Origin of the sequence: Pseudomonas sp., assembly GCF_035277045.1 — a bacterium.
GTDB lineage: Bacteria > Pseudomonadota > Gammaproteobacteria > Pseudomonadales > Pseudomonadaceae > Aquipseudomonas.
In genome coordinates this window covers 1-2,265 of record NZ_DATELE010000176.1, presented here as the reverse complement: position 1 = coordinate 2,265, position 2,265 = coordinate 1, and the positions used below count along the sequence as shown (strand labels likewise).

General features: G+C 66.5%; 2 protein-coding genes. Both read left to right on the top strand.

Translation table 11 applies throughout. From position 1 onward, the window contains the following. A partial coding sequence (locus tag VJS90_RS08995; RefSeq protein WP_324121134.1) for an efflux RND transporter permease subunit occupies positions 1–1,287 on the top strand: 1,287 nt, incomplete at its 5' end. Next, positions 1,284–2,265 (top strand): efflux RND transporter permease subunit (locus VJS90_RS08990; protein WP_324121132.1); only part of this gene is annotated, 982 nt, incomplete at its 3' end. The genes VJS90_RS08995 and VJS90_RS08990, both read left to right, overlap by 4 nt.

The following is a 2,265-nucleotide window of genomic DNA, read 5'->3' as shown; positions in this document are numbered from 1 at the left end:
GACAACGCCACCCTCAACAGCGGGCGCCTGCTGATCAACCTCAAGACCCACGGTGAGCGCGACGAAACGGCTACCCAGGTGATCGCGCGCCTGCAGCCCGAAGTCGACAAGCTGCTCGGCATCCGGCTGTTCATGCAGCCGGTGCAAGACCTCAGCATCGAGGACCGGGTCAGCCGCACCCAGTATCAGTTCAGCCTGTCCTCGCCCGACGCTGACCTGCTGTCGCAGTGGAGCGGCAAGCTGGTCGATGCCTTGCAGCAGCGGCCGGAGCTCATGGATGTCGCCAGCGACCTGCAGGACAAAGGCCTGCAGGTGTACATGGTGATCGACCGCGATGCGGCCAGCCGGCTGGGCGTCAGCGTCTCGCAGATCACCAACGCGTTGTACGACGCCTTCGGCCAGCGGCAGATCTCGACCATCTATACCCAGGCCAGCCAGTACCGCGTGGTGCTCCAGGCCTCGGTCGCGGCAACCCTCGGGCCGCAGGCGCTGGAGCAGATCCACGTCAAGACAACCGATGGCGGGCAGGTGCGCCTGTCGAGCCTGGCACGCATCGAGCAGCGCCAGGCGCAGCTGGCGATCGCCCATATCGGCCAGTTCCCGGCCGTGATGATGTCGTTCAACCTCGCGCCGGGCGTGGCGCTGGGCGAGGCGGTCAAGGCCATCGAGCAGGTGCAGCAGGAGATCGGCATGCCGCTGGGCGTGCAGACTCGCTTCCAGGGCGCTGCCGAAGCGTTCCAGGCGTCGCTGTCGAGCACCCTGCTGCTGATCCTGGCGGCCGTGGTGACCATGTACATCGTGCTGGGCGTGCTCTACGAGAGCTACATTCATCCAGTGACCATCCTCTCGACCCTGCCGTCGGCGGCGGTAGGGGCCCTGCTGGCGCTGATCCTCAGCGGCAACGACCTGGGCATGATCGCGATCATCGGCATCATCCTGCTGATCGGCATCGTGAAGAAGAACGCCATCATGATGATCGACTTCGCCCTGGAGGCCGAGCGCAACCAGGGCATGGAACCGCAGGCGGCGATCTACCAGGCGGCGCTGCTGCGCTTCCGGCCGATCCTCATGACCACGCTGGCCGCGCTGTTCGGCGCCGTCCCGCTGATGCTGGCCACCGGCTCCGGCGCCGAGCTGCGCCAGCCGCTGGGCCTGGTGATGGTCGGTGGACTGCTGGTCAGCCAGGTGCTGACGCTGTTCACCACGCCGGTGATCTACCTGTACTTCGACCGGCTCGCCCGCCGCTGGCGCCGTCCGGCGGCTGATGTACAGCAGGCCGACGCATGAACCTGTCCGCGCCTTTCATTCGCCGGCCCGTGGCGACCATGCTGCTGAGCCTGGCGATCATGCTGCTGGGCGGGGTCAGCTTTGGGCTGTTGCCGGTGTCACCGCTGCCGCAGATGGACTTCCCGGTGATCGTGGTCCAGGCCAGCCTGCCGGGCGCGAGCCCCGAGGTCATGGCCGCCACCGTGGCGACGCCGCTGGAGCGCAAGCTGGGCAGCATCGCCGGCATCACCACCCTGACCAGCAGCTCGAACCAGGGCTCGACCCGGGTGATACTCGGGTTCGACCTGGGGCGTGATATCGACGGCGCGGCGCGTGAGGTGCAGGCGGCGATCAATGCCACCCGCAACCTGTTGCCCAGCGGCATGAAGAGCATGCCCACGTACAAGAAGATCAACCCCTCGCAGGCACCGATCATGGTGCTGTCGCTGACCTCCGACGTGCTGCAGAAGGGCCAGCTATATGACCTGGCCTCGACCATCCTGTCCCAGAGCCTGGCGCAGGTGTCGGGGGTAGGGGAGGTGCAGATCGGCGGCAGCTCGTTGCCGGCGGTGCGCATCGAGCTCGAGCCGCAGTTGCTCAACCAGTATGGAATCGCGCTGGATGACGTACGCCAGGCGGTGGCCGATGCCAACCAGCGACGGCCGATGGGCTTTGTCGAAGACCCCGCGCGCAACTGGCAGGTGCGGGCCAACGACCAGCTGGCGACGGCCAAGGACTACGAACCGCTGGTGATACGCTACCAGGACGGTTCGGTGCTGCGCCTGAGCCATGTGGCCAAGGTCAGCGACGGCGTCGAAGACCGCTACAACAGCGGCTTCTTCAACGACAAGAGCGCCGTGCTGCTGGTGATCAATCGCCAGACCGGCGCCAACATCATCGAAACGGTTGACCAGATCAAGGCGCAACTGCCGGCCCTGCAGTCGCTGCTGCCCGCCAGCGTGCAACTGAACGTGGCCATGGACCGCTCGCCGGTGATCA